The 24,845-nt window shown below is 68.0% G+C and carries 28 protein-coding genes; 15 read left to right on the top strand and 13 right to left on the bottom strand.

All coding sequences use genetic code 11. The features are described from left to right. The first annotated feature begins 2 nt into the window (after positions 1-2). The 3 genes from ACQI5H_RS06200 to ACQI5H_RS06190 all read left to right on the top strand — a co-directional run bounded on the left by ACQI5H_RS06200 (position 3) and on the right by ACQI5H_RS06190 (position 2,784). Positions 3-809, top strand: a complete 807-nt coding sequence (locus ACQI5H_RS06200; protein ID WP_427078516.1) for an enoyl-CoA hydratase/isomerase family protein — start codon at positions 3-5, stop codon at positions 807-809. Between the two features lie 144 nt (positions 810-953). Continuing rightward, complete coding sequence (locus ACQI5H_RS06195) at positions 954-1,490, top strand: DUF3000 domain-containing protein (protein WP_427078611.1); 537 nt, start codon at positions 954-956, stop codon at positions 1,488-1,490. 1 nt (position 1,491) lies between these two features. Continuing rightward, the gene (locus ACQI5H_RS06190; protein WP_427078515.1) at positions 1,492-2,784 is read left to right on the top strand and encodes an HRDC domain-containing protein; all 1,293 of its coding nucleotides are present in this window, start codon (positions 1,492-1,494) and stop codon (positions 2,782-2,784) included. Here the strand turns inward: ACQI5H_RS06190 and dxs are convergent. Beyond that, on the bottom strand, positions 2,781-4,694 hold the full coding sequence (dxs, locus tag ACQI5H_RS06185; RefSeq protein WP_427078514.1) for a 1-deoxy-D-xylulose-5-phosphate synthase: 1,914 nt from the start codon (positions 4,692-4,694) through the stop codon (positions 2,781-2,783). The genes ACQI5H_RS06190 and dxs overlap by 4 nt on opposite strands. A 70-nt stretch (positions 4,695-4,764) precedes the next feature. Here dxs and ACQI5H_RS06180 point away from each other — a divergent pair, with 70 nt between their 5' ends. Together ACQI5H_RS06180 and ACQI5H_RS06175 are read left to right on the top strand one after the other, a co-directional pair. Beyond that, positions 4,765-5,208 carry a CBS domain-containing protein gene (locus tag ACQI5H_RS06180; protein ID WP_427078513.1) on the top strand — a complete coding sequence of 148 codons (444 nt, stop codon included), beginning with the start codon at positions 4,765-4,767 and terminating at the stop codon, positions 5,206-5,208. Between the two features lie 33 nt (positions 5,209-5,241). Further along, positions 5,242-6,531, top strand: coding sequence for an SLC13 family permease (locus tag ACQI5H_RS06175; protein ID WP_427078512.1), 1,290 nt, complete (start codon positions 5,242-5,244; stop codon positions 6,529-6,531). Here ACQI5H_RS06175 and ACQI5H_RS06170 read toward each other — a convergent pair. Together ACQI5H_RS06170 and ACQI5H_RS06165 are read right to left on the bottom strand one after the other, a co-directional pair. Beyond that, the gene (locus ACQI5H_RS06170) at positions 6,528-7,817 is read right to left on the bottom strand and encodes a class I SAM-dependent RNA methyltransferase (protein ID WP_427078610.1); all 1,290 of its coding nucleotides are present in this window, start codon (positions 7,815-7,817) and stop codon (positions 6,528-6,530) included. The genes ACQI5H_RS06175 and ACQI5H_RS06170 overlap by 4 nt on opposite strands. Beyond that, the gene (locus ACQI5H_RS06165) at positions 7,733-9,727 is read right to left on the bottom strand and encodes an APC family permease (RefSeq protein WP_427078511.1); all 1,995 of its coding nucleotides are present in this window, start codon (positions 9,725-9,727) and stop codon (positions 7,733-7,735) included. Before ACQI5H_RS06165 ends, ACQI5H_RS06170 begins: the two co-directional genes overlap by 85 nt. 88 nt (positions 9,728-9,815) lie before the next feature. Here ACQI5H_RS06165 and ACQI5H_RS06160 point away from each other — a divergent pair, with 88 nt between their 5' ends. From ACQI5H_RS06160 to ACQI5H_RS06145, 4 genes are all read left to right on the top strand, one after another. Next, positions 9,816-10,499 (top strand): potassium channel family protein, encoded by a 684-nt coding sequence (locus ACQI5H_RS06160; protein WP_427078510.1) that lies wholly within the window; start codon positions 9,816-9,818, stop codon positions 10,497-10,499. Beyond that, complete coding sequence (locus ACQI5H_RS06155) at positions 10,496-11,170, top strand: potassium channel family protein (RefSeq protein WP_076122086.1); 675 nt, start codon at positions 10,496-10,498, stop codon at positions 11,168-11,170. Before ACQI5H_RS06160 ends, ACQI5H_RS06155 begins: the two co-directional genes overlap by 4 nt. 102 nt (positions 11,171-11,272) lie before the next feature. Further along, complete coding sequence (locus ACQI5H_RS06150) at positions 11,273-12,322, top strand: LamG-like jellyroll fold domain-containing protein (protein WP_427078509.1); 1,050 nt, start codon at positions 11,273-11,275, stop codon at positions 12,320-12,322. A gap of 30 nt (positions 12,323-12,352) precedes the next feature. Continuing rightward, the gene (locus tag ACQI5H_RS06145) at positions 12,353-14,503 is read left to right on the top strand and encodes a hypothetical protein (protein ID WP_427078508.1); all 2,151 of its coding nucleotides are present in this window, start codon (positions 12,353-12,355) and stop codon (positions 14,501-14,503) included. A gap of 9 nt (positions 14,504-14,512) precedes the next feature. Here ACQI5H_RS06145 and ACQI5H_RS06140 read toward each other — a convergent pair whose 3' ends face one another. Then, on the bottom strand, positions 14,513-15,193 hold the full coding sequence (locus ACQI5H_RS06140) for a DUF3159 domain-containing protein (RefSeq protein ID WP_427078507.1): 681 nt from the start codon (positions 15,191-15,193) through the stop codon (positions 14,513-14,515). Further along, entirely contained in the window at positions 15,190-15,558 is a 369-nt protein-coding gene (locus ACQI5H_RS06135) for an OB-fold nucleic acid binding domain-containing protein (protein ID WP_076063766.1), read from the bottom strand. Before ACQI5H_RS06135 ends, ACQI5H_RS06140 begins: the two co-directional genes overlap by 4 nt. 135 nt (positions 15,559-15,693) lie before the next feature. On the opposite strand from ACQI5H_RS06135, the gene ACQI5H_RS06130 reads away from it, so the two are divergent. After that, the gene (locus ACQI5H_RS06130) at positions 15,694-16,392 is read left to right on the top strand and encodes an alpha/beta hydrolase (protein ID WP_427078506.1); all 699 of its coding nucleotides are present in this window, start codon (positions 15,694-15,696) and stop codon (positions 16,390-16,392) included. On the opposite strand, the gene ACQI5H_RS06125 is transcribed toward ACQI5H_RS06130, so the two are convergent. Together ACQI5H_RS06125 and dut are read right to left on the bottom strand one after the other, a co-directional pair. Continuing rightward, the gene (locus ACQI5H_RS06125; protein ID WP_427078505.1) at positions 16,389-17,120 is read right to left on the bottom strand and encodes a DUF3710 domain-containing protein; all 732 of its coding nucleotides are present in this window, start codon (positions 17,118-17,120) and stop codon (positions 16,389-16,391) included. The genes ACQI5H_RS06130 and ACQI5H_RS06125 overlap by 4 nt on opposite strands. After that, on the bottom strand, positions 17,120-17,584 hold the full coding sequence (gene dut / locus ACQI5H_RS06120; protein ID WP_427078504.1) for a dUTP diphosphatase: 465 nt from the start codon (positions 17,582-17,584) through the stop codon (positions 17,120-17,122). Before dut ends, ACQI5H_RS06125 begins: the two co-directional genes overlap by 1 nt. 25 nt (positions 17,585-17,609) lie before the next feature. On the opposite strand from dut, the gene ACQI5H_RS06115 reads away from it, so the two are divergent. Continuing rightward, the gene (locus tag ACQI5H_RS06115; RefSeq protein WP_427078503.1) at positions 17,610-18,095 is read left to right on the top strand and encodes a DUF3093 domain-containing protein; all 486 of its coding nucleotides are present in this window, start codon (positions 17,610-17,612) and stop codon (positions 18,093-18,095) included. A 6-nt stretch (positions 18,096-18,101) separates the two neighbouring features. Here the strand turns inward: ACQI5H_RS06115 and ACQI5H_RS06110 are convergent, their stop codons facing one another. Continuing rightward, the gene (locus ACQI5H_RS06110; protein ID WP_003919098.1) at positions 18,102-18,404 is read right to left on the bottom strand and encodes a DUF4193 domain-containing protein; all 303 of its coding nucleotides are present in this window, start codon (positions 18,402-18,404) and stop codon (positions 18,102-18,104) included. A 188-nt stretch (positions 18,405-18,592) separates the two neighbouring features. On the opposite strand from ACQI5H_RS06110, the gene cei reads away from it, so the two are divergent. Beyond that, complete coding sequence (gene cei / locus ACQI5H_RS06105) at positions 18,593-19,243, top strand: envelope integrity protein Cei (RefSeq protein ID WP_427078502.1); 651 nt, start codon at positions 18,593-18,595, stop codon at positions 19,241-19,243. Between the two features lie 14 nt (positions 19,244-19,257). On the opposite strand, the gene ACQI5H_RS06100 is transcribed toward cei, so the two are convergent. Continuing rightward, a complete protein-coding gene (locus ACQI5H_RS06100; RefSeq protein WP_427078501.1) occupies positions 19,258-20,130 on the bottom strand; it encodes an inositol monophosphatase family protein in 873 nt (290 codons plus the stop codon). Between the two features lie 79 nt (positions 20,131-20,209). Between ACQI5H_RS06100 and ppgK the strand changes: the two genes are divergently transcribed. Then, positions 20,210-21,019: a polyphosphate--glucose phosphotransferase gene (gene ppgK / locus ACQI5H_RS06095; RefSeq protein WP_427078500.1), complete on the top strand. Its 810-nt coding sequence runs from the start codon at positions 20,210-20,212 to the stop codon at positions 21,017-21,019. Between the two features lie 177 nt (positions 21,020-21,196). Then, complete coding sequence (locus ACQI5H_RS06090) at positions 21,197-22,723, top strand: RNA polymerase sigma factor (protein ID WP_427078499.1); 1,527 nt, start codon at positions 21,197-21,199, stop codon at positions 22,721-22,723. Positions 22,724-22,750: 27 nt separating this feature from the next. Here the strand turns inward: ACQI5H_RS06090 and ACQI5H_RS06085 are convergent, their stop codons facing one another. From ACQI5H_RS06085 to ACQI5H_RS06075, 3 genes are all read right to left on the bottom strand, one after another. Further along, a complete protein-coding gene (locus tag ACQI5H_RS06085) occupies positions 22,751-23,089 on the bottom strand; it encodes a hemophore-related protein (protein ID WP_427078498.1) in 339 nt (112 codons plus the stop codon). A gap of 64 nt (positions 23,090-23,153) precedes the next feature. Continuing rightward, complete coding sequence (locus ACQI5H_RS06080; RefSeq protein WP_427078497.1) at positions 23,154-23,510, bottom strand: DUF732 domain-containing protein; 357 nt, start codon at positions 23,508-23,510, stop codon at positions 23,154-23,156. A 42-nt stretch (positions 23,511-23,552) separates the two neighbouring features. Beyond that, entirely contained in the window at positions 23,553-23,966 is a 414-nt protein-coding gene (locus tag ACQI5H_RS06075; RefSeq protein ID WP_427078496.1) for a nuclear transport factor 2 family protein, read from the bottom strand. A 94-nt stretch (positions 23,967-24,060) separates the two neighbouring features. Here ACQI5H_RS06075 and ACQI5H_RS06070 point away from each other — a divergent pair, with 94 nt between their 5' ends. Further along, the gene (locus tag ACQI5H_RS06070; RefSeq protein WP_427078495.1) at positions 24,061-24,456 is read left to right on the top strand and encodes a RidA family protein; all 396 of its coding nucleotides are present in this window, start codon (positions 24,061-24,063) and stop codon (positions 24,454-24,456) included. On the opposite strand, the gene ACQI5H_RS06065 is transcribed toward ACQI5H_RS06070, so the two are convergent. Beyond that, on the bottom strand, positions 24,423-24,824 hold the full coding sequence (locus ACQI5H_RS06065) for a DUF952 domain-containing protein (RefSeq protein ID WP_427078494.1): 402 nt from the start codon (positions 24,822-24,824) through the stop codon (positions 24,423-24,425). The genes ACQI5H_RS06070 and ACQI5H_RS06065 overlap by 34 nt on opposite strands. Positions 24,825-24,845 lie beyond the last annotated feature (21 nt).

Genomic DNA, 24,845 nt, shown 5'->3' with positions numbered 1-24,845 from the left:
CGATGCCAGTCAACTACGGGGACTTCCCCAGCCTTCGGTGCGAAACCGGCGAGAACGGGGTGCTGACGCTGGTTCTCGACGCACCCGGGCTGAATTCGGTCGGGCCGCAGATGCACCGCGACCTCGCCGACATCTGGCCGGTGATCGACCGCGACCCCGACGTGCGCGTCGTGCTGGTCCGCGGTGAGGGCAAGGCGTTCTCGTCGGGCGGCAGCTTCGACCTGATCGAGGAAACCATGGGCGAATTCGAGGGCCGGATCCGCATCATGCGGGAGGCCCGCGATCTGGTGCTCAACATGGTCAACTTCGACAAGCCGGTGGTCTCGGCGATCCGCGGCCCGGCCGTCGGCGCCGGCCTGGTGGTGGCGTTGCTCGCCGACATCTCGGTGGCGGGCCGGACCGCGAAAATCATCGACGGGCACACCAAACTCGGGGTAGCGGCCGGCGACCACGCCGCGATCTGCTGGCCGCTGCTGGTCGGCATGGCCAAGGCGAAGTACTACCTGCTCACCTGCGAGACCCTGCTCGGCGAGGAGGCCGAACGCATCGGCCTGGTCTCCACCTGCGTCGACGACGACGATGTCCTGCCGACCGCGACCCGCCTCGCCGAGAACCTGGCGCAGGGCGCCCAACACGCGATTCGCTGGACCAAACACAGCCTCAACCATTGGTACCGCATGTTCGCTCCCACCTTCGAAACGTCGCTTGGCCTGGAATTTCTCAGTTTCAGCGGCCCCGACGTGCGGGAAGGCCTCGCCGCGCATCGCGAGAAGCGTCCGGCGCGATTTTCCGGCGGAACTGGCGGCTGAGCAGGCGCAATGCGGGCTGGTAACGGGTTGGTCGCGACGCGCGCGGGAATCGGCGCGCCTGTTTCGGCGTGTCGAGGGGTAGGTCTACCGTCAAACGCTGTGACCTCTGCTGAACCGGCCCCATTCCGCGAGGCGGTGGCGGCGATGAACGCCGTGACCGCGCGGGCGGAAATCGAGCTGGGCCCCATTCGGCCGCCGCAGCGCCTGGCGCCCTTCAGCTACGCGCTGGGGGCCGAGGTCAAGCACCCCGACCTCGAGGTTGTCCCCGAGCGCTCCGAGGGCGACGCCTTTGGCCGGCTGATCCTGTTGTACGACCCGGACGGCGCCGACGCGTGGGACGGCACTATCCGCCTCGTCGCCTACATCCAGGCCGACCTGGACCCCAGCGAGGCCGTCGATCCCCTGCTGCCGGAGGTGGCGTGGAGCTGGCTGGTCGATGCGCTGGAATCCCACACCGACAACGTCACGGCCCTCGGCGGCACCGTCACCGCCACCACGTCGGTTCGCTACGGCGACATCTCCGGACCGCCGCGCGCCCACCAGCTGGAGCTGCGGGCATCCTGGACGGCGACCGACCCGGGGGTCGGAGTCCACGTCGAGGCATTCTGCGATGTGCTGGAGCACGCCGCGGGCCTACCACCGACCGGAGTCACCGACCTGGGCTCCCGGTCACGCGCCTGACATGGGCGAACCCCCGGCCGATGCGCCCGGCGGCACCGAACCCACCCCCACGCCGCTGCTGCACCCCACCGACGGGCTCCCCGACCTTTCCGTCACCGTCGCCGAGATCAAGGCGGCCGCGCGGCGCCTGGAGGCCGGTCGCGGGCCGTTCGCCGTCGACGCCGAGCGCGCGTCGGGTTTCCGCTACTCCAATCGCGCCTACTTGATTCAGGTCCGGCGGGCCGGGGCCGGCACCGTGCTCATCGACCCGGTCAGCCACGGCGCGGACCCGGTGGCCGCGCTGCGCCCCGTCGCCGAGGTGCTCGCAAGCGACGAGTGGATCCTGCACGCCGCCGATCAGGATCTGCCGTGCCTGGCCGAGGTCGGGATGCGGCCGCCGGCGCTGTACGACACCGAGCTGGCCGGGCGGCTGGCCGGCTTCGAGCGGGTGAACCTGGCGACGATGGTGCAGCGGTTGCTGGGCCTGGGGCTGGCCAAGGGCCACGGCGCGGCCGACTGGTCCAAGCGACCGCTGCCCGCCGAATGGCTGAACTACGCCGCGCTCGACGTGGAACTGCTCATCGAACTGCGCGCATCGATCGCCGACGTCTTGGCCCAAGAGGGCAAAACCGATTGGGCCGCACAGGAATTCGACTACCTGCGCAGCGAAGGCCTCAGGGAGACGCCGGCGTCGCGACGCGACCGCTGGCGGCGCACCTCGGGGATCCATCGGGTGCGTGACCCGCGCGCCCTGGCCGCGGTTCGCGAACTGTGGACCACCCGCGACCGCATCGCCGCGCGCCGCGACATCGCGCCCCGGCGCATCCTGCCGGACTCGGCCATCATCGACGCCGCCCTCGCCGATCCGAAGACGGTCGACGACCTGGTGGCCCTGCCCGTGTTCGGCGGGCGCAACCAGCGGCGCAGCGCCGCGACGTGGCTGGCGGCGCTGGAGGCGGCCCGGGAAAACCGAAATCCCGACGACGACGTCGAGCCACCCAACGGGCCACCCCCGCCGGCGCGCTGGAGCCGACGCAAACCCGAGGCCGCCGCCCGGCTGGAGGCGGCCCGGGCGGCACTGTCGGAGGTCTCGGAGCGCGTCCACGTTCCCACCGAGAACCTGGTCTCACCCGACCTGGTGCGACGACTGTGCTGGGACTGGCAGGACATCCAGCAGGGCGCGGCCGACCCGCTCGACGCCGTCGACGGGTTCCTGTGCGCCGGCCACGCCCGGACCTGGCAGCGCGAGCTCGTGGACCCCGCGCTAGCGGAGGCCCTGCGGCCGCCGGCGGACCCGGGCGGTGCCGGCGCTTAGTCGAGGTGCTCGCGGATCTCGGCTTCGGTCAGCGAGCTGCCCAGCGCGGCAACCCAACCGGTGATGCGGCGGGCCACGTCCTGGTCGGTCAGCCCCAGATCGGCCAGCACCTCGCCCCGCGAGGCGTGCTCGTAGAACTCCTGCGGCAATCCGACGTCACGGCACGGGACGTCGATGTCCGCCCGCCGCAACGCGGCCGAAACCGCCGAACCCACACCGCCGTTGACGCCGTTGTCCTCACACGTGACGACCAGCTTGTGCTGCGCCGCCAGCTCGAGGACACCGTCGGACACGGGCAGCACCCAACGCGGGTCGATCACCGTCACGCCGATCCCCTGGTTGTGTAACCGCTTGGCCACCTCCAGCGCCATCGGCGCGAAGGCGCCGACGGCCACCAACAACACGTCGTGGTTCGACCCTGCGGCCGGCACGGCGAGAACGTCGACGCCTGATCGGCGCTCCAGGGCCGGAATGTCTTCGCCCACATCGCCTTTGGGGAACCGGATCGCCGTGGGCCCGTCGCCGACGTCGAGCGCCTCACCGAGTTCCTCACGCAACCGGGTGGCGTCGCGGGGCGCGGCCACCCGCATGCCGGGAACGATGCCCAGCATCGACAAATCCCACATGCCGTTGTGGCTGGCGCCGTCCGAACCGGTGATCCCGGCCCGGTCCAGCACCATGGTGACCGGCAGCCTGTGCAGCGCCACGTCCATCATGATCTGGTCGAAGGCCCGGTTCAGGAACGTCGAATAAATCGCGACCACGGGGTGCATGCCGCCCATCGCGAGCCCGGCCGCCGACGTCATCGCGTGCTGCTCGGCGATGCCGACGTCGAACAACCGGTCCGGGAAGCGTTGCCCGAACGCCGTCAGCCCGGTGGGGCCGGGCATCGCCGCGGTGATCGCCACGACGTCGCGCCGCTGCTTGGCGTACTCGATCAGCGCGTCGGCGAAGACCTTGGTCCAGCCCGGGCCGGCGATCTTGGTGACCCGTCCCGTTGCCGGGTCGATCGGGACGGTCGAGTGCATCTGCTCGGCCTCGTCGGCTTCGGCCGGGGCGTACCCCATGCCCTTGCGGGTCACGACGTGCACGATCACCGGGCCCCCGAAGCCGCGGGCATGGCGCAGCGCCGCCTCCACCGCGCGCTCGTCGTGACCGTCGACCGGGCCGACGTACTTCAGCCCGAGGTCGGTGAACAGCAGCTGCGGCGACAGCGAGTCCTTGATGCCGGCCTTGACGCTATGCATGAAGCGATAGGCGATCTTGCCGAAAAGCGGCATCGAGCGCACCACGTCGCGGCCCTTTTCCAGCATCTGTTCATAGGCCGGCTGCAGCCGCAGCGAGGCCAGGTGGTCGGCGACACCGCCGATGGTGGGCGCGTAGCTGCGGCCGTTGTCGTTGACCACGATGATCACCGGACGCCGTGTCGCGGCGATGTTGTTCAGCGCCTCCCAGCACATGCCCCCGGTGAGCGCGCCGTCGCCGACCACGGCGACCACGTGCCGGTTGCGGTGCCCGGACAACTCGAACGCCTTGGCCAGGCCGTCGGCGTACGACAACGCGGCGCTGGCGTGGCTGGACTCCACCCAGTCGTGTTCACTCTCGGCGCGCGATGGATACCCCGACAGCCCGCCCTTCTTGCGCAGGGTCTCGAAGTCGTGGCAGCGCCCAGTCAGCATCTTGTGGACGTAGGCCTGGTGGCCGGTGTCGAAGATGATCGGGTCGTGCGGCGAGTCGAACACCCGGTGCAGGGCCAGGGTCAGCTCGACGACGCCCAGGTTCGGCCCCAAGTGCCCCCCGGTGGCAGCGACCTTGTGTATCAGGAACTCGCGAATCTCGCCGGCCAGATCGCGGAGCTGCTGTTGGGAAAGGTGCTGCAGATCAGCGGGCCCGCGGATCTGTTCCAGCATCCCGTTAGTCTACGCAGCGGCCGCTGGATCACTAGTTCTCGCCGCGGCGCCCCGACGTATTGTCTGCACTATGCGCGCCGCGGAACTCACCGAGGACTTCCCGGTCGTCACAGTCGACTCCGGCGCGCTGGACGCCGCCCGCCTGCTCGCCGAGCACCGCCTGCCCGGGATCGTCGTGACCGATGCCGCCGGAAAACCCTTCGCGGTGTTGCCGGCGTCCCAAGTGGTGCGGTTCATCGTGCCCCGCTACGTGCAGGACGACCCCTCGCTGGCCGGCGTGCTCAACGAATCCATGGCCGACCGTGCCGCGGAGAAGCTGGGCGGCAAGACGGTGCGCGACGTCCTGCCGGACCACCTGACCGACGTCCCGTTCGCCGACGCGGACGACACCATCATCGAAGTCGCCGCGATGATGGCGCGGCTGCGCAGCCCGCTGATCGCGGTGGTCAAAGACAAGACGTTGGTCGGTGTCATTACGGCATCGCGTTTACTGGCCGCGGCACTGAAACACTGATACCCCCAAGCCCTTGAGCAAACAGGACATTCGATGAGCGTCATCGCGGTCGTCGTGTTCGTCGTGGCCTATGCGCTGATCGCCAGCGACCGGGTCAACAAGACACTGGTGGCGTTGGTCGGAGCCGCGATCGTGGTCACCTTGCCAATCATCAATTCCGCTGACGTCTTCTATTCCCACGAGACCGGAATCGATTGGGACGTCATCTTTTTGCTTCTAGGCATGATGATCATCGTCAGCGTGCTACGCCAGACCGGCGTATTCGAGTACGTCGCGATCTGGTCCGCCAAACGAGCCCGTGGTTCTCCGTTGCGCGTCATGATCCTGCTGGTGCTGGTCACCGCGATCGCGTCGGCCCTGCTGGACAACGTCACCACGGTGTTGCTGATCGCCCCGGTAACCCTCTTGGTGTGTGACCGTCTGGCGATCAATGCCGCGCCGTTTTTGATGGCTGAAGCGTTCGCGTCGAACATCGGCGGCACGGCGACGTTGATCGGCGACCCGCCGAACATCATCATCGCCAGCAAGGCCGGGCTCACGTTCAACGACTTCCTGATTCACCTGGCACCGATCGTGATCATCGTGATGGCGGTCCTAATCGCGTTGCTACCTCGCCTGTTTCGCGGTTCGTTCACGGTCGACCCCGACCGGGTCGCCGAGGTCATGTTGTTGGAAGAGAAGGAGGCCATTCGCGATCGCAGGCTGCTCATCGCCTGCGGCGTCGTGTTGGTGGCGGTGTTCGCGGCGTTCATTGCCCACTCGTGGGTGCATATGGAGCCTTCCATCGTGGCGTTGTTGGGCGCCGGCATCCTGATCGTGGTCTCCAAGCTGGAGCATTCCGACTACCTGTCCAGCGTCGAATGGGAAACGCTGCTGTTCTTTGCCGGGCTATTCATCATGGTCGGGGCTTTGGTGAAGACGGGCGTCGTCAAGAACCTGGCACATCTGGCGATAACCGCGACCGGCGGCAACACATTGATAGCGACCGTGGTGATCCTCGCCGCGTCGCTAGTGATCAGTGGATTCGTCAACAACGTGCCGTACGCCGCGACGATGGCACCGATCGTCGCGGGTTTGGTGCCGGCGCTGGGGGACCACATCAATCCGGGTGTCTTGTGGTGGGCCCTTGCGATAGGCACCGATTTCGGCGGCAACCTCACCGCCGTGGGCGCCAGCGCCAATGTCATCGTCTTGGGAATCGCCGCGCGCGGGGACAATCCGATTTCCTTCTGGGAATTCACCCGCAAGGGCGCGGTCGTCACCGCGATCTCCGCCGCACTGGCCGCGCTATATCTGTGGTTGCGGTATTTCGTGCTGAGCTAGCCGCGCGTCAGCAGCGCCACGCATTCGCTGTGATGGGTCAACGGGAAAGCGTCGAACACGGTGATCTTCTCCACGCGGTAACCGTGGCCGAGGTACAGCCCGATATCGCGCGCGAAAGACGCTGCCTCACAGCCGATGTGCACCACCCGGCGCACCGCGGCGGCGGCCAGCAGGTCGACGACCTCGCGCCCGGCGCCCGACCGCGGCGGATCCAGCACCGCGACATCTGCTGTTGAGGCGCCGGAGCGTTGTGCGGTCAGCGCGCGGCGCACCGAATCGGTGACGACGTCGACCTGGGGCAGGTCGGCCAGCGCGGCCCGGGCGGCCCGCGTCCCCGCGCGGGAGGTGTCGACCGTCAGCACCCGCCCGGACTCCCCCACCGCGTCGGCCAGCGCCGCGGCGAAGACGCCCGCGCCGCCGTAGAGATCCCATACCGTCATGCCGGCGGCGGGTTGCGCCCAGTCGGTGACCAGGCCGCTGTAGACCCCCGCCGCGTCCCGGTGCGCCTGCCAGAACGCCGTGACCGGCACCCGCCAGCTCCGCGCACCCACCCGCTGCACCGCCTCGTAACTACCCTGCACCACGTTGGTCGCGGTCCGCTTGCCCTGCCGCACCGTGCACACCACATGGCGCTCGCCGTCGTCGTCGACGGCCACCTGCAGCTGGGCGCCGGGCGGCCAGTCGGGCTCACTCAGACCGTCCAGCATCCCGGCGGGCAGCTGCGCGCAGCGCAGGTCGGTCACCAGCTCGTCGCTGTGGTAGCGGTGGAAGCCGGGGCGACAATCTGCGCCAACCTCGAGCCGGACCCGGGTGCGCCAACCGGTGGGGCCGCGCTCCGAGAGCGGTTGGGCCTCACCGCTCCAGCTGTATCCGCCGAGGCGCTGGAGCTGATTGGCCACGACGTGCGCCTTGAGCGCGCGGGCCGCCTCCGGGCGGGTGAACGCCAGATCGCAGCAGCCGGCGCCGTCCACCCCGGCGATCGGGCACAGTGACTCGATCCGGTCGGCCGATGGCTCGATCACCTCGACAACCTCTGCGTGCCAATACGATCCGCGATCCGCCGTGACGCGCACCCGAACCCGCTCGCCGGGCAGCGCATAGCGGACGAACACCACCCGCCCTTCGTGGTGCGCCACGCAGCTGCCGCCGTTGGCGGGGGCTCCGGTGTCCAGCGTGAGTTCGGCGCGCTGGCCTTCGGTGCTCAATCGAAGATTCCGCGACGAGCGTCGCCGGGTGCCGCGTGCGGTTGAAACGCCTTGAGCCGCTCGGACGAAGTCAGTTGCCAGGGAACGGAAGTGACCATGACGTTGGGCATGAACAGCAGCCGGCCCTTGAGGCGCAGCGCGCTCTGGTTGTGCAGCACCTGCTCCCACCAGTGGCCCACCACATACTCGGGGATGAACACGGTGACCACCGTCCGCGGCGACTCCTTGCTGACCCGTTTGACGTAATCGAGTACGGGACGGGTGATTTCACGATAGGGAGAGGCGATCACCTTCAGCGGCACACTGATTTCGCTGTCCTCCCACTTGTGCACCAGGTCGCGGGTTTCCGCGTCATCGACGCTGACCGTCAGCGCCTCGAGCACATCCGGGCGAGTCGCACGCGCGTAGGCCAGCGCGCGCAGGGTGGGCAGGTGCAACTTCGACACCAGCACCAGCGCGTGGTTGCGGCTGGGCAACACCACGTCGTGTTGGGCGGCCGCCTGCTCCTCCAGCTCCCGGCCGACGGTGTGGTAGTGGCGGTGAATCATTTTCATGATGATGAACAGCAGGCTCATCGCGAACAGGGCGATCCACGCCCCGGCGACGAACTTCGTGACGAGGACGACCAACAACACGGCGCCGGTGGACAGCAATCCGACCGTGTTGACGATCCGCGACCGCATCATCTTGCGCCGGACGCGCGGATCGGTCTCGGTGCGCAGCAGCCGGGTCCAGTGCCGAACCATGCCGATCTGGCTCAGCGTGAACGAAATGAACACGCCGACGATGTACAGCTGGATCAGCGCGGTGACCTCGCCGCGGAACGCGACGATCGCCAACAGCGCCGCCCCGGACAGGAACAGGATTCCGTTGGAGAACGCCAATCTGTCTCCGCGGGTGTGCAATTGGCGCGGCAGGTAGCTGTGCTGCGCCAGAATCGAGCCGAGCACGGGGAACCCATTGAAGGCGGTGTTGGCCGCCAGCACCAGGATCAGCGCGGTCACCGTGGCAATGAGCAGAAACCCGATGTGAAAGCTGCCGAACACCGTTTCGGCCAGCTGCGTGACCAACGTCTTCTGGTAGTAGTTCGGCGGCGCGCCGGTCAGCTGCCTTGCGGGATCCTCGACGAGCTTGACCCCGATCTGCTGGGCCAACACGATGATGCCCATCAGCAGGGTCACCGCGATCCCGCCGAGCATCAGCAGGGTCGTCGCCGCGTTGCGCGACTTGGGTTTCTGGAACGCGGGCACCCCGTTGCTGATGGCCTCGACACCGGTCAGCGCCGCGCACCCGGAGGAGAACGACCGCGCCACCAGGAACGCCAAAGCGAACCCGACGATCTGGCCGTGCTCGGCGTGCATCTGGAAACCGGCGGACTCGGCCCGCAGCGGATTGCCCAGCACGAAGATCCGGAACAGACCCCAGCCGATCATGACGAGGACGCCGATGATGAACGCGTAGGTCGGGATCGCGAAAGCGAGCCCGGACTCGCGAACGCCGCGCAGGTTCAGGGCCATCACGAGCAGGATGGCGGCCACGCAGAAGAGCACCCTGTGGTGGGCCACGATCGGGATCGCCGAACCGATGTTCGACATCGCCGACGCCGTCGAAACGGCAACGGTGAGAACGTAATCCACCATCAGGGCGCTGGCCACCACGAGGCCGGCGGTGTCGCCGAGGTTGGTGGTGACCACCTCGTAGTCGCCACCGCCCGACGGGTAGGCATGCACGTTCTGCCGGTAGCTGGCCACCACGACCAACATGACCGCGGCCACCGCAAGGCCGATCCACGGCGTCAGCGCGTAGGCGGTCACGCCGGCCACCGAGAGCATGAGGAAGACCTCCTCGGGTGCATACGCCACCGAGGACAGGGCGTCGGAGGCGAACACCGGCAGGGCGATCCGCTTGGGCAGTAGCGTGTGACTCAGCCGGTCGCTGCGAAACGGCCGGCCGATCAGCAACCGGCGCGCGGCTGTTGAAAGTTTGGACACGAGAGCCAAGGGTAAGCCCACCCGGGTTTGCCGGTAGCGTTCCCTAGGCGAGAAGTAACGCATGCAGACCCAGCCGAGAGGACCTCAAGTGCGGGTGGTTGTGATGGGCTGCGGCCGGGTGGGCTCGTCACTGGCCGACGGCCTGTCCCGGATCGGCCACGACGTCGCGGTCATCGACCGCGACAGCGCCGCCTTCAACCGGCTGAGCCCGGAGTTCGCCGGGGAGCGCGTCCTGGGCCAGGGGTTCGACCGGGATGTCCTGCTGAGGGCCGGCATCGAGGAGGCCGACGCCTTCGCCGCGGTGTCGTCCGGCGACAACTCCAATATCATCTCGGCCCGGTTGGCCCGCGAGACGTTCGGCGTCAACCGGGTCGTCGCCCGGATCTACGACGCCAAACGCGCCGAGGTCTACGAACGCCTCGGCATCCCGACGATCGCCACCGTGCCGTGGACCACCGATCGGCTGCTCAACGCGCTGACCCGGGAGAGCGAGACCGCCAAATGGCGCGATCCGACCGGCACGGTCGTCGTCTCTGAGGTGGTCTTGCACGAGGACTGGGTGGGACATCGGGCCACCGATCTGGAGCAGGCCACCGGCGCGCGGGTCGCGTTCCTGATCCGGTTCGGAACCGGCGTGTTACCGGAGCCCAAGACCATCATCCAGGCCGGCGATCAGGTCTACATCGCCGCGATATCCGGCCGCGCCGCCGAGGCGGTGGCCATCGCCGCGTTGCCGCCCGGTGAGGACCTCGAAGCGGGAGCGGGCCGATGAAGGTAGTCGTCGCCGGCGCGGGCGCCGTGGGCCGCTCGGTCACCCGCGAGCTGATCGGCAACGGGCACGACGTGACGCTGATCGAGCGCAACCCCGAACACGTCGACGTCGACGCCATCCCGGCCGCGCACTGGCGGCTGGGCGACGCCTGCGAGCTGAGCCTGCTGGAGTCGGCCCACCTGGAGGATTTCGACGTCGTGGTCGCCGCGACCGGCGACGACAAGGTCAACGTGGTGCTCAGCCTGCTGGCCAAGACCGAGTTCGCGGTGCCCCGCGTGGTGGCCCGGGTCAACGATCCCCGCAATGAATGGCTGTTCACCGACGCCTGGGGCGTGGACGTGGCGGTGTCCACCCCGCGGATGCTGGCCTCGCTGATCGAGGAGGCCGTCGCCGTCGGCGATCTGGTGCGGTTGATGGAGTTCCGCAAGGGTCAGGCGAACCTGGTCGAGATCACCCTGCCCGACGACACACCGTGGGGCGGCAAGCCGGTGCGGCGGTTGCAGCTGCCCCGGGATGCCGCGCTGGTGACGATCCTGCGCGGGCCGCGGGTCATCGTGCCGGAGGCCGACGAGCCGCTGGAGGGCGGCGACGAACTGCTCTTCGTCGCGGTCACGGAGGTGGAGGAAGACCTGCGCAAGCTGCTGCTGCCCGCCGCCCCGCCGGCCGACTAGCGGACATCAAATTGGCGGACCACCGCCGATTCGCGTCCCCGAGCGAAAGTTTGCAGTAGCGTCAAATCCTGGTTGGGGCGGGCGATGACAGCGAAGGCAATCATGGCTGAACTTTGGGAACTGATCCTTCACCACAGCTACACCGGTGCACCCGGCGTCGTCTTCGACCAGTCGCCACGCAGAGGCAGTCACGGAGTCGCCGTCCACATTCCCGACGGCGACTTCCTGCGGGATGGGGCGTCGGAAGGTTCAGGAGCCGTCGTGACGCACCGGAGCCCGAACAGCCACATCGACGTACCGGTGACAAGCGTGTGGCGGCCGATGTCGGGCGTTCGCGTCGAGGTCGTCTGCATCTGCGACGAGTTCTCGGGCGGTCCGCTGATCGGCAGTGACTGTTTCGGTTTGAGTCTCTTCGACGGCGATATGGCAGCGGGTTTCAGCGTCGCGTCCGGCGGGGGCGGCGGGTACAAGACGGGAGACGCAGGAGACGTCGTCCCGGTCGGTGAATGGATCACCGTGGGCTACACGTACGACGGTGTGGCCCGCGCCGAGTTCACGCTCAACGGTGCGACCATCCGGGAGTTCAAGACGTTCGGCTACCTCGCGCCGGCCGGGCAACGTGTGACGATCGGAAATCGTCGGGCGCCCGGCGGCGTATACGACAGGCCGTTCGCCGGGCGCATCGACGACGTCAAGGTATGGCGTGTCAACCCGCATCACATCAACGACGATTTCACCAGCCGTCCCGTCGACGACAGCGTCGCGCGCTGCTGGGCGGACTGGTTTCGCAAGCTGAAAGAGGTGATGCGCGGCGAGCCTGAATGCGCAGCGGTGTTCATCTCGCTGCTCAAAGCCGCGATGGAGTCCAGCAAGAACACGCTCGTGCAGCACGGTGTGTTCAACTCACCCGAATGGGTCCAATCCGGCGACCGATATGCACAACTGTGGTCGGAAGGGCGCATCCGCGAAATCCCCTCCGTGATGGCCGATTTCCTCGCGTTCTTGCGTAGGTTGGGCATTGATCCCACCGACAACGACGAAGTCAGAGCGCTGCTCGGTGATCCTTGCGTACAACGCATCCTCGACAAGCTGCCGCCCATCGACTGCGATCCCGACTTCACCGACTACTTGATCGGCGGCGTTACGTTCTAGCCGAAAACGACTTCGACACAAGGACTTCCGATGCAGCGCAGGAAACTGACGGCGGACTCCAGCACCGACGACGCCGATAGCTTTCAAACCTCGAGTGTCCGGCCGGAGGCAAATGCCCTCGTGTTGCTGTTCGTCACCAATGCGTCGGCCGGACTGATCGGCGGCACCCCGACCGTTCCGACCATCAGCGGCAACGGTCTGGTCTGGGTTCGCATCCAGACGGTGTCCTTCGGCACCCAGAACGATCGGCGGCTGACCGCGTTCCGCGCACTGGGCAGCACCCCGGCTGAGGGTGGGCTGACGATCGATTTCGGCGGCCAGACCCAGGATTACTGCGCATGGTCGCTCTTCGAATACAGCGGAGCCGACGCCGGCGATGGCGGCGCCTCGGCGGTCGTCGGGTCCGTCACGGCCACGGGTAACGGCACGACGTTGACTGCCGCCCTTTCACAGTCGGCCGACCCGGCCCACAACGTCGCCGTGGGCGGGATCGCACTCGAATTGGCCGCCGATCCCACCCGGCCGGTCACGCCCGGGGCGGGGTTCACCGAGATCGACGAGCTGAATCCGGAGCAGTTCCTGGGCAGGGGCACGAGTCTGCAAACCCAGGACGCAAGTCCCGCGGTGTCCGGTGTGAGCTGGACTTGGCCCGCAGCGGAAAACGCAGCGGCCATCGCACTCGAAGTCAAGGCGAAGGCCGACAAAGGTAGCCCAGGACCGCCCCACGAGCTAACCCCCGACGAGCAGTTGATCAAGCGGTTCGAACCGGTGCTGTTCTTCCACCCCGACGAGAAGTTCTTCCCGGTCGATGCAAAGAGCTTCGTCGAACACTGCGCACTGTGGACGAGCACAGCCCCGTTCGACGACAAGTCGACCTGGGGCGGCGCGCCCGGCACCGCGTTCCCCCGCAAGCCGCAGGTCGAGGCCGGTCATCTGTCCGCCGTGCCGGGTCCGGGGCTCACGTATAAGTTCGACGAGATCCTCGGGAAGGGCAAGGACAACCGATTCCTCGAGATCGGTGCTTGGAAGGACAAGACCGAAACGGCCGAACCCGCGGTGACGGAGGACAGCGAGAATGTCTACGCCAACCGCGACAAGATCGATGACCTCTTCAAAAACGAGTTCGAAGCCAGCCGATTCCGCTACCAGGCCGAGGTTTTCACCGCTTCCCGGCTCAAAAACATCATCGGATCCGACGTCAACCTGACGAAAACCCTTGCCTTACGCGCGAACCCGAAGCTGCTCTGCTACTACCTGCTGTTTCCGGCGCACGTACAGTCGGTGGGCGCCGACACGTGTAGTGCCGTCGAGGCGCAGGAGGTCGCGTGCCACGCCGGCGATTGGCACTGCATAGCGATTCTGCTCGAAGGCGAGGGCGACGACCCAGCGGGCTATACCCCAAAGTTCTTGGGACTAACCGGTTCCCGACCGAAAGCTGTTGACGTAGGAGGTGGACAGCTCGAGTATCGGCCTCATCAGTTCGACGAGGAGAATCGCACCGTCATCAAGGTCGAGCAGTGGAAGTCGGGACAACCCGCCACCACCGACGGGCATCCGCGGGTGCATGTGTCGCTCGGTTCGCACAGCCTCTACATCCAAGGGGGCGAAGTTGAGGTCGACCCGTTCAGCGCCAACGAGGCGCCGCGCAATTGCGGCATCATGGACGGACCTGGACCCGTATCACCGCCGCCGGCCGATGACGACGACGCGAGTGATCGTGATACGGAAGAGCTCGCGGCGATCATTGCGAAATTCATTGGGGGTCTTGTCACTGGCTTCTTCGTCCAAGGGTGGGCCGCAGCCGAAATCGAGGCCCTCGCGATTTATAACCGTCCGTTCGGTGTGGGTGATACACCAGCCAGCGATGACGCCCCGAACTCTGACCAGATACCGTCCGCCGGTGACGGCAAGACGCTACTGCCGGCCGGATTGCGCGTTCCGGATGCGGGCAACGATGTCGAGTCATGGCGGGCGCAAGGCGACACATCGATCGGCTCGGTCGTTGATCGCCCGACTCAACGGTGGTGGCCGGACGACGACAACGAGAGAGGGTTCTGGGGTCGTTGGGGCCAGCAGGTCACCAGCGACCCATTGGGCCGCCGCTCCGGGCCGCGGTTCCCGAACTACGCGGTGATGTTCATCCAGGCGCTCGCCGACGGTGATACGAGGAACCTGTTCTGACCGCACGCCCTAGTCGACGCCGGGGTCCGCCTCGACCGAAGCGGCGGGGTCGCCCGCCTTACCGGCCGCGGATATCGCTCGCTGAGCGGCCTTGACCGCCGCGTAGGTGAGCAGCCCGGCGAGTATGGTCAGCGGCCAGCCCATCCCGATCCGCGCCACGCCCAGCCAACCGGTCCGACCGGCGTCGTAGAGCTGCTGCTGAACAACGTATCGGGCGGCGAACACCAGCATCCAGCCCAGGGTGGCGATGTCGAACGCGTACACGGCCCGGGGAACACCGCGCCAGCCGTGGTCGCGGCCGCTTGCCCAGGTCCACAGGTAACCGGCCACCGGGCGGCGGATCAGGATGGACACCGCGAACACCACCGCCCACAACAGCGATCCCCAAATGCCCAGCAGGAAGTAGCCTTTCGACTCCCCCATCAGGTAGGCGACGAGCGCGCAGAAGGCGACGCCGAAGAATCCGGAGAACGCCGGGTTCGGGGATTCGCGCCGGATCAGCCGCCACAGCAAGACCAGCGTGGCCACGCCCAGCGCGGACGCGATCGCGGGCAGCAGGCCGAATAAGGAAGAAGCCGTTACGAAAGTCACAACCGGCAGCGACGAGTAGATGACACCACTCACCCCGCCCGCCTGTGCCAGCAGCCGTTCCAGTGTGGTGCGACTGCCGGTTTCGCCGGGAATGCTCACCGCTGAATTTCGTAGTGCGGGTTGTAGATGGCCTTGGTGCCGTTCTCCAGCTTGCCCAGCCGGCCCCGCACCCGCAGCGTGCGGCCCGAGTCGATGCCCGGTATCCGGCGCTGCCCCAACCACACCAGCGTGACGGTGTCGGTGCCGTCGAACAATTCGGCGCGGACCCCTCCCGCGCAGGCCTTACCGTTGCATTCCACGCTGCGCAGCGTGCCCACCATCGTGACTTCCTGGCCCCGCTCGCAATCGATCACGCGCTGCGCGCCGGTGCTTGCCACCTCGTCGGACAACTCCTCGGAGTCGAGTTGTTCCGGGTCCTCCGTCAATCGACGGGTGAGCCGGCGTAGATATCCCTGGGCCCCCATGGCCACTCCTGACAATGCTGTAAAAGCCTCGGCGCTTGCTCTATGCCAACGGACACCGTAGACCTCTTGGTTCCCCGGCGCCAACCGAACCAAACCGGATTTTGGGCGCCCGTCGGCGCCGGGCACTATCGAGGGGTGGCTGTCGATCTGCGCGGTGTCACGACGGTGTTGTTGCCGGGCACCGGATCCGACGACGACTACGTCTACCGGGCATTTTCCGGGCCGTTGCGCGAGGTCGGCGCGTTGCTGGTGACCCCGGCGCCGCGCCCGGACCGGTTGGTCGACGGCTATCTGTCCGCGCTTGACGCCGCCGCGTGCGACGGCCCGGTCGCCGTCGGCGGCGTGTCGATCGGCGCCGCGGTGGCGGCGGCGTGGGCGCTCGCGCATCCCGATCGCACGGTTGCCGTCCTGGCCGCGCTGCCGGCCTGGGCCGGCGCTCCAGGAGCGGCCCCGGCGGCTCTTGCGGCGCGGCATTCGGCGGCGCAGCTGCGAGCCGACGGGTTGGCGGCGACCACCACGCAGATGCGGGCCTCCAGCCCGCCCTGGCTCGCCGACGAGCTGGCCCGCTCGTGGCGGGCCCAGTGGCCGCAATTGCCCGACGCGATGGAGGAAGCCGCGGCTTACGTCGCGCCCAGCTGCGCGGAGCTGGCCGGGCTGGCCGCGCCGCTGGGGGTCGCCGCGGCGGTCGACGATCCCATTCACCCGCTGCAAGTCGGTCTGGACTGGACCCGCGCCGCGCCGCGCGCGGCACTGCGGACGGTGACGCTCGATCAGATCGGCGAGGACGCCGCGGCACTGGGCGCGGCCTGCCTCGCCGCCTTGGGAGACCTCTAGCCGCCGGTGGTGGTGCGCAACTGCTGCATGGCCGAGCCCTCGGCGCTGCGGCGTGCGGCGGGCTCGCCGGGCGGCTGCTGGGCGTCGGTTTGTTCCGCGGCCTGCTGGGCCGCCGCCGCCCGCAGCTGCTCGACCATCGGCTCGGGCAACTGCACCGGCAGGGGCGTCCGCACCGGAAGGGGTGTGTCGCCGCGGCGAACCACGGTGTCCGCCAACGCCGCCCGCGCCTCCTGCTCCAACGCCTCGATGGTCTCGGGCGCCCCGTTGACGACGCAGCGGATCATCCAGCGGTAGCCGTCGACGCCGATGAAGCGCACCACACCCGAGGCGACGCCGACCACCTCCCGGCCCCACGGGCCGTCCTTGATGCTGACTTGGGCCGAGTCCTTGCGCAGCGAGTCGGCGAGCTCGCCGGCCACTTCGCGCCACAGCCCGCCCGTCTTGGGCGCCGCGTAGGCGGCGATGGTGAAACGGCCGTTGGACGTCACGACCCACACCGCGCTCGGGACACCGGTCTCGGTCAACTCGACCTGCAGCTGGCCGCCGTCCGGCATCGGAATGAGCACCGAGCCCAGATCGAGTCGGGCCAGCTCGGCGACCGCCGGATCGTCGAAGTCCTCGATGTCGAACGGGCCCTCGAGCTCTTCGTCCGTGTCGTCCGGCGCCTCGACGTCCTCGGCCGCCGTCGGTTCGATGTCGTCCTTGTCAGAACGTCTACCCAGTGCCATCACAAACTCGCATGTCCGCCAGAGGAACCGTGACCGCCGTCGCCACGGGATGTTCCGGCCAGCCCGGCCTCGTCGAACGACGAGACCTCCACCAAATCGACTAACTCGACCCGTTGCACCAGCAACTGGGCGATACGGTCGCCGCGATGCACCAGGATGGGCTCGGCCGGGTCGAGGTTGATCAACGCAACCTTGATCTCGCCGCGATAGCCCGCGTCGATGGTGCCCGGGCTGTTGACGATCGAAAGCCCCACGCGCGCAGCCAATCCCGAGCGCGGATGCACCAACCCGACCATTCCGTGCGGGATGGCGACCGCGACACCGGTTCGCACCAGGGCCCGGTGTCCGGGTTCCAGCCTGACGTCTTCGGCGCTGAACAGATCGACGCCCGCGTCGCCGTCGTGGGCGCGGCTGGGCAGCGGAAGCTCGGGATCGAGACGGACAACAGCCAAAGTGGTCGACACGGGGCCACAGATTACCCTTGACCGCGTGTCTGGTACGCGCGTCGCACCACACAGCGTGCGATATCGCGAACGGCTGTGGGTCCCATGGTGGTGGTGGCCACCGGGTTTCGGCCTGGCCGGGCTCATCGCTTTCGAAGTCAACCTCGGCATTCGCTCCCTACCCCCGTGGCTTCCTTTCGTCGCCCTGTTCGCGGTGGCGGCCGCGGTGCTGTTGTGGCTGGGCCGCGTCGAGATCAAAGTCACCGCCGGCTCGGAAGTCGGGGACGGGGTCGAAATGTGGGCGGGCGACGCGCATCTGCCGGTCACCGTGATCGCCCGGTCCGCGGAGATAGCGCGCTCGGCGAAATCGGCGGCGCTGGGGCGCCAGCTCGATCCCGCGGCCTACGTGGTGCACCGGGCGTGGGTTGGCCCGCTGATCCTCCTGGTCCTCGATGACCCAGACGACCCGACGCCGTACTGGCTGGTGAGCTGCCGTCACCCGGAGCGGGTGCTGTCGGCATTGCGAAGCTGACCCGGCTCAGGCCGCGCAGTCGGTACAGATCATCACGCCGTTCTTCTCGCTGGCGAGCCGGCTGCGGTGTTGCACCAAAAAGCAGCTCGAGCAGGTGAACTCGTCGGCCTGCTTCGGAATAACGCGAACCGACAGCTCTTCACCGGAGAGGTCGGCGCCAGGCAGTTCGAAAGACTCGGCGGATTCGGATTCGTCTACGTCGACCACGGCCGACGCCGCTTCGTTCCGTCGTGCTTTGAGCTCCTCCAGCGAATCCTCCGAGACGTCGTCCGTCTCGGTGCGCCGTGGAGCGTCATAGTCGGTAGGCATCGTCCTATCCCCTCTATGCCCGCGTTCCCGCGTTACCCAAGGAACGCTTTGTACCAGCGTCGAACGCATCCACCAAATGATTCGTGCCCGGATCACGGCCCATTAAGTTGTGATTTACGTCACACCCCTGGATTGACCCTTGTGTTCGCCTCTAAACAGTGCGTTTGGGGTGCCGCTAGAGTGCACCTGTGGTCGCACAAATCACCGAGGGTACCGCCTTTGACAAGCACGGTCGGCCCTTTCGGCGACGCAATCCCCGCCCCGCGATCGTGGTGCTGATTTTCCTGGTTGTGGTGATGGGTGTGGCATGGACCATCGCGCTGACCCGGCCCGCCAAGGTGCACGAGGTCGCGGTGTGCAATCCGCCTCCGCAGAAGGAGGGATCCGCGACGCCGCAGCTCGGTGAGCAGATGTCGCGCTCCGCCATGGCGGACGTCACACCCGCCAAGCTCACCGACACCAAGGTCCGCGTCCTCAACGCCAGCGGCCGGGGCGGGCAGGCCGCCGACGTGGCCGGCGCGCTGAAGGATCTGGGCTTCGCCGCGCCGACGGCCGCCAACGACCCGCTTTACGCGGGCACCCGGCTGAATTGCCCGGGCCAGATCCGGTTCGGGACGGCCGGGCAGGCCGCCGCGGCGGCGGTGTGGCTGGTGGCGCCGTGCACGGAACTGTTCAACGACAACCGCGCCGACGAAACCGTCGACCTCGCCGTCGGCACCGACTTCTCCGGGCTCGCGCACAACGACGACATCGACACCGTGCTCGCCGGCCTGCGCCCGGGCGCCGCCGAGGCATCGGATCCCGCGCTGCTACAAAAGATTCACGCCAGCAGCTGCTGAATTCCCCGGCGCTATCAGTCCGGGATCGGTTCCAGGCCGTCGAACCGCTCGAGCGCTGCCAGCAGCTCGTCGGCGATGCCGGGGGCGGCCGCGACCACCAAGCCGGTGCCGCCGACCGATCCGTTCGGCGCCGGCAGCAGCACACGAGCTCCCGCTTCGGCGGCGATCAGCGCACCCGCGGCGGAGTCCCACACCTGCAGCCCGTGCTCGTAAAACGCGTCCAACCGGCCGGCCGCGACCATGCACAAATCCAGTGCGGCGGAACCGATCCGGCGCACGTCGCGGACCACCGGCAGCATCCGCGCCAAGAGCGTCGCCTGGGTGGCGCGGCGCCGCCTCGAATACCCGAAACCGGTGCCCAGCAACGCCATCGACAAGTCGTCGACGGTGCTGCACCGCAACTCGCGCGTCCCGCGCCCGTCGGTGACGTGGGCGCCGAGGCCGCTCGCCGCCGAGTACACCCGCCCGGCGACGACGTCCGCGACGGCTCCCGCCACCGACACACCGTCGACCTGAACCGCGACCGACACCGCATAGGCCGGGATGCCGTAGACGAAATTCACCGTCCCATCGATGGGGTCCAGCACCCAGGTGACCGTCTCGGAGGTCGCCGCCGAACCGGTCGGCCCGCCGCCCTCCTCCCCCAGAATCGGCTCTCCAGGCCGTAATTGGGCCAACCGGTCGCGCAACAGCCGTTCGGTTTCGGTGTCGACCACCGTTACCGGATCGGTCGGGGTGCTCTTCGAGCGCACCGCGCCGCTGTCGGGGGCGCCGGCCGCCGCGCCGAACACCTCGGCGCGGCGAGCGCGCACGAACTCGGCGGCCTCGGCGGCCAGGGTCTCGGCGACGGAACGCAGCGGCGCGGGGTCGCCGTCATACCGCGTCACCCACCTATCGCATCACAGTCGGCCCTGCCGCGGCGGGGCTAAGGTGAGCTCACAGCGCAAGTCTTGCCGAGGAGATTCGATGACCAGCACCGACTCGACCACGGACACGCCCGGCACCGACGGGGCCGGTGGCACACCGCAACGTCGTGGATTCGGCATCGACGTCGGCGGCAGCGGAATCAAGGGCGGGATCGTCGACATGGACACCGGCCAGCTGGTCGGCGACCGGTTCAAGCTGTTGACTCCCCAACCGGCCACGCCCCCGGCCGTCGCCAAGACCATCGCGGCGGTCGTCAACGAGTTCGGCTGGACCGGCCCGCTCGGGGTGACCTACCCCGGCGTCGTCACCCACGGCATCGTCCACACGGCGGCCAACGTGGACAAGTCATGGATCGGGACCAACGCGCGCGACATCATCGCGGCCGAGCTCAACGGCCAGGAGGTCACGGTTCTCAACGACGCCGACGCGGCCGGCCTCGCGGAAGAGCGGTATGGGGCGGGCAAAGACAACTCCGGCTTGGTGGTGCTGCTGACGTTCGGCACCGGAATCGGATCGGCGGTCATCCACAACGGGACGCTGATACCCAACACCGAGTTCGGCCACCTCGAGGTCGGCGGCAAGGAGGCCGAGCAACGGGCGGCGTCGTCGGTCAAGGAGCGCAACGACTGGAGCTACGAGAAGTGGGCCAAGCAGGTGACCAGGGTGCTGGTCGCCATCGAGAACGCGATGTGGCCCGACCTGTTCATCGCGGGCGGCGGCATCAGTCGCAAGGCCGACAAATGGCTGCCGCTGCTGACAAACCGCACCCCGGTGGTGGCCGCGGCCCTGCTCAACACCGCCGGCATCGTCGGCGCGGCGATGGCGTCCACCTCGGACGTGACGCACTGAATTTCGCCCGGTGGGCCGGTACAAGCGCGCACTGTCGTTACAATGGTCACCGGCGACCGCCCGACCGATAGCGTGCCAGTACTCACGCCGAGATCAACGCCGACATTCGACATAGCAGACACTTTCGGTCCACCATGCCCAGACCCACCGGAAGTGAGCCCAACCGAAGGGGTGTACGTGGCAGCGACCAAGACCAGCACGGCGACTGAAGCGCCGGCGAAACGCACCGCCACCAAGTCCCCCGCCAAGCGCTCGGCGGCAAAGGCCGCCAATGGCTCCGCGCCGGCAAAACGCGCCACCAAGACGGCATCGCGGAGCGCCAAGTCCGCCGCGACCGCCGAGCCCGCGGCGGCGACCGGCGCCGCGAAGAAGACCCGCGCGGCTGCCAAGAGCGCGCCGGCCAAGGCGCCGTCGGGACGCGGGACGAAGGCGTCCTCCAAAAAAGCCGCCGCGGAGGATCCGGAAACCGATCTGGAAGCCGTCGACTCCGACGCCACCGAAGACTTCGATGGCGAACCCGACATCGAGCCCGGCGAGGACATCGACATCGACGCCGCCGACCTCAACCTCGACGACCTGGAGGAAGACGTCGCGCCCGACGCCGAGCTGGAACCGGCCGCGGAAGGTGACGCCGCCCCCGCCGCGGCCGCCGGCGAACCCGCCGCCGAAGAGGACGAGGAGATCGCCGAGCCCACCGAAAAGGACAAGGCCTCCGGTGATTTCGTCTGGGACGAAGACGAATCCGAGGCATTGCGCCAGGCCCGCAAGGACGCCGAACTCACCGCGTCGGCGGACTCGGTTCGCGCGTACCTGAAGCAGATCGGCAAGGTGGCGCTGCTCAACGCGGAGGAAGAGGTGGAGCTGGCCAAGCGGATCGAGGCCGGCCTGTACGCCACTCAGCTGATGACCGAGCTGGCCGAGCGCGGCGACAAGCTGCCCGCCGCCCAGCGCCGCGACATGATGTGGATCTGCCGCGACGGCGACCGCGCGAAGAACCATCTGCTGGAAGCCAATCTGCGGCTGGTGGTTTCACTGGCCAAGCGCTACACCGGTCGCGGCATGGCGTTTCTCGACCTGATCCAGGAGGGCAACCTGGGCCTGATCCGCGCGGTCGAGAAGTTCGACTACACCAAGGGCTACAAGTTCTCCACCTACGCGACGTGGTGGATCCGTCAGGCCATCACCCGTGCCATGGCCGATCAGGCCCGCACCATCCGTATCCCGGTGCACATGGTCGAGGTGATCAACAAGCTGGGCCGCATCCAGCGCGAGCTGCTGCAGGACCTGGGCCGCGAGCCCACGCCCGAAGAGCTGGCCAAGGAGATGGACATCACGCCCGAAAAGGTGCTGGAAATCCAGCAATACGCGCGCGAGCCCATTTCGCTGGACCAGACCATCGGCGACGAGGGCGACAGCCAGCTGGGTGACTTCATCGAAGACAGCGAGGCGGTGGTGGCCGTCGACGCGGTGTCGTTCACGCTGCTGCAAGACCAGCTGCAGTCGGTGCTGGAGACGCTGTCCGAACGCGAGGCCGGCGTAGTACGGCTGCGCTTCGGCCTCACCGACGGCCAGCCGCGGACCCTGGACGAGATCGGGCAGGTATACGGCGTGACCCGCGAACGCATCCGCCAGATCGAATCCAAGACGATGTCAAAGTTGCGCCACCCCAGCCGTTCTCAGGTGTTGCGCGACTACCTCGACTGAGCTCGACTGAGCTCGCCTGAGCTTCGCTCAGAAGTTGTTGCAGGTAGCGAAGGTCCGCTGCAGAACTGGGATGTACGGCCCGGCATGTGGACCGTTCACGATGTCGTGGGCGATTTGCCTCCGCCGATCGGGTGGCGCGGCGAGAAAGTCACGCAGCCCAGACTGCATCTGCGGTGACGAATTGAAAAAGGCGGCGATCGTCGGGTCTTGCGCATTCAGCGCGGCCACGAGCTGGTCATAGGTGCAGGTGGTGTTGACGGCCGGACCCAGATCGGGATCCGCGGACGCGACGCCGACGCCGGCGGTCAACGCCAGCGTCAGACCACCAACCGCCAAGGCAAGTCTGGTCAACGACAGTGTGGGCATGCGTGGACTCCTTTCCTGACCCAGGCTACGTCACTTTTCGTGCAGCACAGCGAAAGTCGCGCAGCTAGCGCGCGCCGGCGCCGTCAGTCAGGCCGCCGCCGGTCATGTACTGGGGACAAGCGGCGGCCGCGAGCGCGGTGAACTTCGCGGCGCTCGTCCCCTGGAACGACGGGTTGCGGTTACGCAGTTCGGTGATGATCTCCGCGGTCGACTTTCCCTCGTCGACGAGCTGGCAGACCGATTTCCCGGCGGCCACCGCGCTATTCGGGTCCTGGTAGGTCAGACCGGCCTGCTGGAGTTCCGCGAGGAACGCTCTGTCGGTGCCGACGTCCCCGCCGTCGCCGTCGCCGTCGTCGGCGTAGGCCGGGGCGGCGAGGCCGATCAGGACGACGGCGCTTGCCACTGCTGAGCGAAGTTTCATGACCCGTCGAGTGTCCCAGACTCCCGGCCGTCGCGCATCCGGCTAGGTGAGCCGCTGCAGCGCCCCGCTGGGGTCGTAATAGAGCTCCTGACGTGCGATCAGGCCGTCGCTGTAGCGGTAGAGGACCACATACGTCGAACGCAGGCGTTGCCCACCCGAATCCCAATCGAACCGCACGCGCACGAAGGCGATGTCCCCGCCGGGCGCGACCGCGTGCTCGGTCGCCTCGTAGCGGATGGCCGAGCAGCCACGGATGGTGAGCGCGATGAACTCGAGCGTGCGCTCGATGCCTTCGATCTCGGCGGGCCAGTCGAAGAGACGCACCGTCGGGCTCACATACACCACGTCGGGTTGATAGAGGTCCCGCGCGATCGCCGGATCGCCCTCGGCGAATGCCCGCGCGAAGCACGCCTCCTGCGCGAGCAGCGCGTCCTCGGAGATGCCGGGTGTGGTCATGACCGCTCCCTCCGCCGGACGGCCCGTGCCGCCGAGCTTAATCGCCTGCCGTCCAACATGTTTCGTCGGCTCTTTGGTGGGCTAGGGTGACCACATGTCAGCCGACCGAAAAGTCGTCTCGTCCGGCTCCGAATTCGAGTCGGTGGTCGGCTACTCGCGCGCCGTTCGCGTCGGCCCCCACGTGGCGGTGGCCGGGACAACCGCACCCGGGCCGGCCGGCGACATCGCGGGCCAGACGCGAGAGGTGTTGCGCCGCATCGAGTTTGCGCTCCAGCAGGCCGGGGCCGAGCTCACCGACGTGATCCGGACGCGCATCTATGTCACCGACATCGCCCGCTGGCGCGAGGTTGCGGCGGTGCACGCGGAAGTCTTCGGTGAGGTGCGTCCCGCGGCGACGATGATCGAGGTCGCGGCGCTCATCGCCCCCGAGCTGCTGGTGGAGATCGAAGCCGACGCCTACGTGGACTCCCCGGCCGACTCCGCGCCCTGACCCCCGCCGAGCGCCGGGAACGTGCCGTCGGGCCCCGGCGCGTAAGCCGTGACGCGGGTCACAGCCGCTACCGGGAGCGGGCCGTACAGGTGCGGGAACAACATCGACCGAGGATCCGTCGACACCCCCGGCTCCCAACGCACCGGTGCGTCCAACCGGGCCGGATCGATATGCAGCAGCACCAGGTCGTCGCGGCCGCGGTAGCGCCGGTTGGCCGGCAGATGCACCTGGTCGGGCGTTGAGAGATGGATGAACCGCTCCCCGGCGTCCGAGCCGGGCGCCGCCGGGTGAATCTCGCCGCGCACGCGGGCGTCCGCCCACGCTTGTGTACCGCACAAATGCACCAACACGCCGGGAGCGAATGTCACGTTCGGTCACCTTAGAGCGAA

It is taken from the genome of Mycobacterium heidelbergense, assembly GCF_050205645.1.
GTDB lineage: Bacteria > Actinomycetota > Actinomycetes > Mycobacteriales > Mycobacteriaceae > Mycobacterium > Mycobacterium heidelbergense_A.
The sequence above is the reverse complement of the archived record's forward strand: the minus strand, read 5'-3'. Positions and strand labels throughout refer to the sequence as shown.

Excerpts from the sequence above, each read along its gene's own strand:
- dxs (WP_427078514.1), bottom strand. The coding sequence starts at position 4,694 with ATGCTGGAACAGATCCGCGGGCCCGCTGATCTGCAGCACCTTTCCCAA.
- ACQI5H_RS06145 (WP_427078508.1), top strand. The coding sequence starts at position 12,353 with ATGCAGCGCAGGAAACTGACGGCGGACTCCAGCACCGACGACGCCGAT.
- ACQI5H_RS06180 (WP_427078513.1), top strand. The coding sequence starts at position 4,765 with ATGCGCGCCGCGGAACTCACCGAGGACTTCCCGGTCGTCACAGTCGAC.
- ACQI5H_RS06080 (WP_427078497.1), bottom strand. The coding sequence starts at position 23,510 with ATGAAACTTCGCTCAGCAGTGGCAAGCGCCGTCGTCCTGATCGGCCTC.
- ACQI5H_RS06200 (WP_427078516.1), top strand. The coding sequence starts at position 3 with ATGCCAGTCAACTACGGGGACTTCCCCAGCCTTCGGTGCGAAACCGGC.
- ACQI5H_RS06135 (WP_076063766.1), bottom strand. The coding sequence starts at position 15,558 with ATGGGGGCCCAGGGATATCTACGCCGGCTCACCCGTCGATTGACGGAG.
- ACQI5H_RS06155 (WP_076122086.1), top strand. The coding sequence starts at position 10,496 with ATGAAGGTAGTCGTCGCCGGCGCGGGCGCCGTGGGCCGCTCGGTCACC.
- ACQI5H_RS06110 (WP_003919098.1), bottom strand. The coding sequence starts at position 18,404 with ATGCCTACCGACTATGACGCTCCACGGCGCACCGAGACGGACGACGTC.
- ACQI5H_RS06125 (WP_427078505.1), bottom strand. The coding sequence starts at position 17,120 with ATGGCACTGGGTAGACGTTCTGACAAGGACGACATCGAACCGACGGCG.
- ACQI5H_RS06175 (WP_427078512.1), top strand. The coding sequence starts at position 5,242 with ATGAGCGTCATCGCGGTCGTCGTGTTCGTCGTGGCCTATGCGCTGATC.
- ACQI5H_RS06070 (WP_427078495.1), top strand. The coding sequence starts at position 24,061 with ATGTCAGCCGACCGAAAAGTCGTCTCGTCCGGCTCCGAATTCGAGTCG.
- ACQI5H_RS06075 (WP_427078496.1), bottom strand. The coding sequence starts at position 23,966 with ATGACCACACCCGGCATCTCCGAGGACGCGCTGCTCGCGCAGGAGGCG.
- ppgK (WP_427078500.1), top strand. The coding sequence starts at position 20,210 with ATGACCAGCACCGACTCGACCACGGACACGCCCGGCACCGACGGGGCC.
- ACQI5H_RS06190 (WP_427078515.1), top strand. The coding sequence starts at position 1,492 with ATGGGCGAACCCCCGGCCGATGCGCCCGGCGGCACCGAACCCACCCCC.
- ACQI5H_RS06150 (WP_427078509.1), top strand. The coding sequence starts at position 11,273 with ATGGCTGAACTTTGGGAACTGATCCTTCACCACAGCTACACCGGTGCA.
- ACQI5H_RS06085 (WP_427078498.1), bottom strand. The coding sequence starts at position 23,089 with ATGCCCACACTGTCGTTGACCAGACTTGCCTTGGCGGTTGGTGGTCTG.
- ACQI5H_RS06195 (WP_427078611.1), top strand. The coding sequence starts at position 954 with ATGAACGCCGTGACCGCGCGGGCGGAAATCGAGCTGGGCCCCATTCGG.